Below are 7,439 nucleotides of genomic sequence, written 5' to 3'. Positions count from 1 at the left end.
GTCTGACTCCACAAGCACCCACACGAATTGCTTGATTCAGTTGTTAAAGAGCGGTTGGTTAAGATCTTTCGTCTCAACCGAGGCGCGCATTCTACAGCAGCCTCATTTGCTGTCAAGTGATTATTTTAAGAAGTTTTCGAAGAATTCTTCAACAACTTCAACCACTTGCGCTTCCGATCTCTCGTTAGCGGGAGGCGAATTCTACAGCGTTACACGCTGCTGTCAACACCTCTTTTTCCCCGCTTTCGACCGAGAGGATCGAAACGTTAATAGAGCCAAACAACACTGCTCTACCAACTCCTTCTGGGCTTCGATGAACTAAAGCAACTCGCTGTCGAATTTCGCATAACTCTTTGTTTACCAAGGAGTTTTCCGTTTCGACTGCGCCGGAAGTGGGGCGAATTATAGACTTCCAGAATCTGCCGTCAACCCTTAATTTTGCTTTTTATATCAATTAGTTAGGATTGATCAAAAAACCACCAAAAAGGCCACGATAACGCCCTCTATATAAAGGGGAAGACTCAGATAACACCCAGCCCCCTCAGGGCAGCCACGTTGGCCACACCCAATCCCAGCACATCCTGCAGCACTTTCGCCGTATGCTCCCCTAATAGAGGAGGCGCACTCCGGTACTCCACAGGGGTCTTGGACAACCGTATCGGACTGGCAACCTGAGGCACCATCCCCGCCAGCGCATGGGGCAACGCCATCGCCAACCCGCGCGCTTTGACCTGTGGATCGGCAAACACTTGAGCCAGGTCATTAATAGGCCCGCAAGGCACACCGACCCGCCCCAACTGTGACACCCACTCAGCCGTCGTCTTAAACACCGTAGCTTGGCGAATCAACGGAATCAGCTCTGCGCGATTGGCCACTCGCACCTTATTAGTAGAGAAACGCGGATCATCCGCCCACTGAGACTGCCCAGCCACCTCAGCAAACTTACGAAACTGTCCGTCATTACCCACCGTCAGGATGAAGTCACCATCGGCCGTGGGAAAGTCCTGATAAGGCACAATATTCGGGTGAGCATTGCCCAAGCGCTTAGGCGCCTCCCCTGTTGTCAGGTAATTCATCGCCTGGTTAGCCAGGCAAGCCACCTGCACATCCAGTAACGCCATATCAATATGCTGCCCGCCACCGTCATGGTCCCGATGAGCCAGCGCCGCCAGTATCGCTACGGTCGAGTAAAGCCCCGTAAGAATGTCAGTCAGGGCCACGCCAACCTTCACCGGCCCAGCCCCGTCATCACCCTCGGGCCTGCCCGTCAGACTCATAAGCCCGCCCAGCCCCTGGATCATGAAGTCATAGCCAGCACGCGCCGCATAAGGCCCCGTCTGACCAAAGCCGGTAATCGAGCAGTAGATCAACTCCGGATTGATCTCCTTGAGCGACTCATAATCCAGCCCATACGCCGCAAGACCACCCACCTTGAAGTTCTCGATGAGGATGTCCGACTTGGCCGCCAAGTCGCGCACCAGTGCCTGCCCCTCCGGCCGCGTGAAGTCGATAGTCACGGACTGCTTATTGCGATTGGCCGACAGGTAATACGCCGCCTCACTGGTGTTCTCGCCATAGGCATCTTTAAGGAAGGGCGGCCCCCACGCACGCGTGTCGTCGCCATTGCCCGGCCGCTCGACCTTAATTACCTCTGCCCCAAGGTCCGCCAGGATTTGCCCGGACCAGGGCCCCGCCAGTACTCGCGATAAATCCAGTACCCGCAAATGCGAAAGCGCGCCCATGCCGTACTCCCGTTAATAGAAAGCCTGAAGACCGGTTTGCGCACGCCCTAAGATCAGTGCATGCACGTCATGAGTGCCTTCATAGGTGTTCACCACCTCGAGGTTGACCAAATGGCGCGCCACCCCGAACTCATCGGAAATACCGTTGCCACCCAACATATCCCGCGCCATACGCGCGATATCCAGCGACTTGCCACACGAGTTGCGCTTCATGATCGAAGTAATCTCCACCGCTGCAGTGCCTTCATCCTTCATACGACCCAAGCGCAGGCAGCCTTGCAGGGCCAGAGTGATCTCGGTCTGCATATCGGCCAGTTTCTTCTGGATCAATTGAGTCGCCGCCAATGGACGACCGAATTGCTGACGATCCAGAGTGTATTGGCGAGCGGTGTGCCAGCAGAACTCTGCGGCGCCCAAAGCCCCCCAAGAGATGCCATAGCGGGCAGAGTTAAGGCAGGTGAAAGGCCCTTTCAAACCACGCACATCCGGAAAAATGTTCTCTTCGGGCACGAATACGTTCTCCATGACGATTTCACCCGTAATGGAGGCGCGCAACCCGACCTTGCCGTGAATCGCCGGGGCGCTCAGACCTTTCCAGCCTTTCTCCAGGACAAAACCACGGATATCACCGGCATCGTCCTTGCCCCAGACCACAAATACATCCGCGATCGGGCTATTGGTGATCCACATCTTCGCGCCGGTCAGGCTGTAGCCGCCGTCTACCTTACGAGCACGGGTAATCATCGCGCCCGGGTCGGAACCATGGTCGGGCTCTGTCAGGCCAAAACAGCCGATCCATTCGCCAGAGGCCAACTTCGGCAGGTACTTCTGTTTCTGCGCCTCAGTGCCAAACTCGTTGATAGGCACCATCACCAGTGACGACTGCACACTCATCATCGAACGGTAGCCCGAGTCGACACGCTCCACCTCACGCGCAATCAACCCATAGCAGACATAGTTCAAACCGCTGCCACCGTACTGCTCGGGAATCATCGCACCGAGCAGCCCGGTCTCACCCATCTCGCGAAAAATCGCCGGGTCGGTCTTTTCATGGCGAAAGGCTTCGAGCACACGCGGTGCCAACTTGTCCTGGGCGAATTGCTCAGCACTGTCGCGCACCATGCGCTCTTCTTCGGTGAGCTGTTGATCCAGCAGCAGCGGATCGATCCAGTTGAAGCTTGCCTTACCAGCCATGAATAAGTCCTCGCGGAGAAAATCGGAAATCGTGGAATGAGCCTAGGCCCCCCAGACGCACAGGGCAAACGAGGTTTCCGCATAGGGTTGTGCTAATTTGTCACTTCGTAACGGCCAAGAAAGACCCATCAGCGCTTTATGAGTGAGGACAAGGTATATGCGCAGGAAAATTCCCAGCACCACCGCCCTGGTCAGTTTTGAAGCAGCAGCCCGCCACGAAAGCTTCACCAAGGCCGCGCACGAGCTTTCGATCACTCAAGGCGCCATCTGTCGACAGATTGCCAGCCTTGAGGAGTTTTTGAGTGTCGAGCTGTTTCGGCGCTCACGGCGCGGGGTCAAGCTGACGGAAGCAGGGCTTTCCTACAGCCGTCGCGTTGCCACACAGTTGGACGCAGTGGAGCGCGATACGCTTTCGGTAATGGGACAGCAGGGCGCCAACGTCATTGAGCTGGCCGTGGTCCCGACGTTTGGCACTCAATGGTTAATACCTCGCCTAAAGGACTTTCAACGCCAGCACCCTGAAGCCACCGTCAACCTGACCAACCGCACGCGCCCCTTTCTGTTTGCCGATACCGAATTCGACGCCGCCATCTACTTCGGCGATGCCGACTGGTCCGGCACTGAATCCCATCGACTGATGGGTGAGAACCCTGTCCCCGTGTGCAGCCCACGACTTTTGGCTAGCCGCACGCTGCTCAGCGCTCAGGAGATTGCAGAGCTGCCGCTCCTGCAGCAGACCACTCGACCCTACGCGTGGCGCCAGTGGTTCAGCGCCCAACAACTGAACATCCCCCGCGACATGACAGGCCCCCGCTACGAGCTATTCTCGATGTTGTCCCAGGCAGCCATGCACGACATGGGAATCGCGCTGATCCCGCCGTTCCTCATCCAGCGCGAGCTGGAGGAGGGCCAACTGGTGATTGCAAACCCCCAGACACTGACCAGCTCAAAGGCTTACTACCTGATGATTCCTGAGAGAAAAGTAGAATCTGCCTCACTGCACGCATTCAGAGACTGGTTGATCGACCAATCACAGCGCTACAGCCCCAATATATAAAGGCTAAAACCGAATTACTGACTTTGTAGTCAATTAATTTTTAAACCTACAGATATACATATATGTCGCATTTCAACAGACTGTATCTGTCAATCAAAAATCAGGCTAAAAGCCATGACCTACATGGCTTGTAGCGACTATTACAAGCCAATAACCGACTATTCACACGAACCATTGCAAAATACCGCAAAAACGCCTTAAACGCTTTAACCCCATGTATTAGAAGCGTTTATTTCGCCTTGTTGCGACAATCAGTCACAGGGTGACTTGTAGTTAATTTTTCGTCACGCGTCATAATCCCTTGAAGGCCGTAAAGTTCGCCTGCAAAATGCCGCGCCCCGCTGTCATTTCAGCGGGATCGTGCTGATCGGCCGCCCCAGCTGCGCCACTCGCGGTGCACTGGCCTTTTTACAAAAAGATCAAAAGCAAAAAGATCATGCAGGAGATTTGACGTGCACATTGGTGTTCCTCTCGAAACCCAGACCGGTGAAACGCGGGTGGCTGCCACCCCGGAAACCATCAAGAAGCTGATCGGCCAGGGCCATAAGGTCACTGTACAAAGCGGAGCAGGCATTAACGCCAGCGTCCCCGACAGTGCCTATGAAACGGCAGGCGCAACCATTGGCGACGCCAGCGATGCGTTTGGCGCGGCGCTTATTCTCAAGGTGGTTGCCCCCAGCGACAGCGAACTTGCGCTGATCAAAAGCGGCACCGTGTTGGTGGGCATGCTCAATCCGTTCAGCAACGAAACTATCGCCAAACTTGCCGAACGCGGCATCATCGCCTTCGCACTCGAAGCCGCGCCGCGCACCTCGCGGGCCCAGAGCCTAGACGTGCTGTCTTCCCAGGCCAACATCGCCGGCTATAAAGCTGTGCTGCTCGCCGCTCATCACTATCCTCGCTTCATGCCGATGCTGATGACCGCCGCAGGCACCGTGAAAGCGGCGCGCGTGCTGATACTCGGTGCTGGCGTGGCAGGCTTGCAGGCCATCGCCACGGCGAAACGCCTGGGTGCGGTGATCGAAGCGTCTGACGTACGCCCGGCCGTGAAGGAGCAGATTGAGTCCCTCGGCGCGAAGTTCGTCGATGTGCCCTACGAAACCGATGAAGAGCGCGAATGCGCCGTCGGTGTCGGTGGTTACGCCCGTCCAATGCCGGCCAGCTGGATGCAGCGTCAGGCCCTAGCCGTGCACGAGCGCGCCAAGCAGGCCGACATCGTCATCACCACTGCGTTGATTCCTGGCCGCAAGGCACCGACGCTGCTGAGCGCAGAGACCGTCGCGCAAATGAAGCCTGGCTCTGTGGTCATCGACCTCGCCGCCGCCCAGGGCGGCAACTGCCCGCTGACCATCGCCGATCAAGTGGTGGTGGAGAACGGCGTGATCATTTGCGGCCCGACTAATCTGGCCGGTGCCGTAGCCGCCGATGCGTCTGCTTTATATGCACGCAACCTGCTGGACTTCCTGAAGCTGGTCTTCAACAAGGAAGGGCAGTTTGAACTCAACCTCGAAGACGACATCGTCGCCGCGTGCCTGATGTGCCGCGACGGCCAAGTCATCCGCAAAAACGCCTAAGCAGGGATTCAGACGATGGAAGAGCTTATCTCCCCCGGTATCTACAACCTGATCATCTTTGTGCTGGCGATTTATGTCGGTTACCACGTGGTCTGGAACGTTACCCCCGCGCTGCACACGCCTTTGATGGCGGTGACCAACGCCATTTCCGCAATCGTGATCGTCGGCGCCATGCTGGCCGCTGCGCTAACCGTGACACCGCTGGGCAAGACCATGGGCACCCTGGCGGTGGCCCTTGCGGCGGTAAACGTGTTTGGCGGCTTCCTGGTGACCCGCAGGATGCTTGAGATGTTCAAGAAGAAAGCCCCGAAAGTAAAAGAAGAGGCGCCATCGTCATGAGCATGAATCTCGTCACGACGCTCTACTTGATCGCGTCGATCTGCTTTATCCAAGCTTTAAAAGGGCTATCCCATCCAACCACATCCCGACGCGGCAACCTGTTCGGCATGCTCGGCATGGCGCTGGCGGTATTCACCACGGTAGGCCTCATCTATAAGCTCGGCGCTGAACTTGCTACTGCCGGCATCGGCTACGTGATTGTCGGCTTGTTGATCGGCGGCACTGCCGGCTCGATCATGGCCAAGCGCGTTGAGATGACCAAGATGCCGGAGCTGGTCGCGTTCATGCACAGCATGATCGGCCTGGCAGCGGTGTTCATCGCGATTGCTGCGGTGGTTGAGCCGCAATCCCTGGGTATCGTCAAACACCTGGGTGACGCGATTCCTGTCGGTAACCGCCTGGAGCTGTTTCTCGGTGCCGCCATCGGTGCCATCACCTTTTCCGGCTCAGTGATCGCGTTTGGCAAGCTGTCGGGTAAGTACACGTTCCGCCTGTTCCAGGGCGCCCCCGTACAGTTCGGCGGTCAGCACAAGCTTAACCTGGTGCTCGGCCTCGCAACGCTGGGCCTGGGCATGGCGTTCATGTTCACCGGCAACCTCACCGCGTTCTCGCTGATGCTGGCCCTGGCCTTCGTGCTTGGCGTGCTGATCATCATCCCAATCGGCGGCGCCGACATGCCGGTGGTGGTGTCGATGCTCAACAGTTACTCCGGCTGGGCGGCGGCGGGTATTGGCTTCTCGCTGAATAACTCGATGCTGATCATCGCCGGATCCCTGGTGGGCTCGAGCGGCGCAATCCTGTCGTACATCATGTGCAAGGCGATGAACCGCTCCTTCTTTAATGTACTGCTCGGCGGTTTCGGCAATGCGCCGGATGCCGGCGCGGCGGCGGGCTCTAAAGAAGCACGCCCGGTGAAGTCCGGCTCGGCCGACGACGCGACCTTCCTGCTGACCAACGCCGACACCGTGATCATCGTGCCAGGCTATGGCCTTGCAGTGGCTCGGGCGCAACACGCGCTCAAGGAACTGACGGAGAAGCTGACTCACCGAGGCGTCACCGTGAAGTACGCGATCCACCCGGTGGCGGGGCGCATGCCAGGCCACATGAACGTACTGCTGGCCGAAGCAGAAGTGCCTTACGACCAAGTGTTTGAAATGGAAGACATCAACTCCGAGTTCGGCCAGGCCGACGTGGTGCTGGTGCTGGGCGCAAACGACGTGGTCAACCCGGCCGCCAAGAATGACCCGAACTCGCCGATTGCCGGCATGCCCATTCTCGAAGCCTTCAAGGCCAAGACCATCATCGTCAATAAGCGCTCAATGGCCAGCGGTTATGCCGGCCTGGATAACGAGCTGTTCTACCTGGACAAGACCATGATGGTCTTCGGCGACGCCAAGAAGGTCATCGAAGACATGGTCAAAGCCGTCGAGTAACACTGCTTCAGCGCAACACTCGAAACCCCGGCCTGCTGTAGGCTGGGGTTTTTTATGACTGCATGAAACCCGACCAAAGGCTCTAAATCGCTGCCCGGCA

The 7,439-nt window shown here is 57.3% G+C and carries 6 protein-coding genes; 4 read left to right on the top strand and 2 right to left on the bottom strand.

Annotated features, from left to right (window positions below):
• Positions 1-521 precede the first annotated feature (521 nt).
• Both AACY30_RS22495 and AACY30_RS22490 read right to left on the bottom strand, forming a co-directional pair.
• The gene (locus tag AACY30_RS22495; RefSeq protein ID WP_339470451.1) at positions 522-1,742 is read right to left on the bottom strand and encodes a CaiB/BaiF CoA transferase family protein; all 1,221 of its coding nucleotides are present in this window, start codon (positions 1,740-1,742) and stop codon (positions 522-524) included.
• A 12-nt stretch (positions 1,743-1,754) separates the two neighbouring features.
• Entirely contained in the window at positions 1,755-2,936 is a 1,182-nt protein-coding gene (locus AACY30_RS22490) for an acyl-CoA dehydrogenase (RefSeq protein ID WP_339470453.1), read from the bottom strand.
• Between the two features lie 157 nt (positions 2,937-3,093).
• Here AACY30_RS22490 and AACY30_RS22485 point away from each other — a divergent pair, with 157 nt between their 5' ends.
• From AACY30_RS22485 to AACY30_RS22470, 4 genes are all read left to right on the top strand, one after another.
• A complete protein-coding gene (locus AACY30_RS22485) occupies positions 3,094-3,993 on the top strand; it encodes a LysR family transcriptional regulator (RefSeq protein ID WP_339470454.1) in 900 nt (299 codons plus the stop codon).
• A gap of 452 nt (positions 3,994-4,445) precedes the next feature.
• Positions 4,446-5,567, top strand: a complete 1,122-nt coding sequence (locus tag AACY30_RS22480) for a Re/Si-specific NAD(P)(+) transhydrogenase subunit alpha (RefSeq protein ID WP_339470455.1) — start codon at positions 4,446-4,448, stop codon at positions 5,565-5,567.
• A 15-nt stretch (positions 5,568-5,582) separates the two neighbouring features.
• Positions 5,583-5,906 carry an NAD(P) transhydrogenase subunit alpha gene (locus AACY30_RS22475; RefSeq protein ID WP_003170836.1) on the top strand — a complete coding sequence of 108 codons (324 nt, stop codon included), beginning with the start codon at positions 5,583-5,585 and terminating at the stop codon, positions 5,904-5,906.
• The gene (locus tag AACY30_RS22470; protein ID WP_339470456.1) at positions 5,903-7,339 is read left to right on the top strand and encodes an NAD(P)(+) transhydrogenase (Re/Si-specific) subunit beta; all 1,437 of its coding nucleotides are present in this window, start codon (positions 5,903-5,905) and stop codon (positions 7,337-7,339) included. The genes AACY30_RS22475 and AACY30_RS22470 overlap by 4 nt, the downstream gene beginning before the upstream one ends.
• Positions 7,340-7,439: the final 100 nt, after the last annotated feature.

This window comes from Pseudomonas sp. RA_5y_Pfl1_P24, from assembly GCF_963970945.1.
GTDB lineage: Bacteria > Pseudomonadota > Gammaproteobacteria > Pseudomonadales > Pseudomonadaceae > Aquipseudomonas > Aquipseudomonas tritici.
This window is presented reverse-complemented; position numbering and strand designations above follow the sequence as displayed.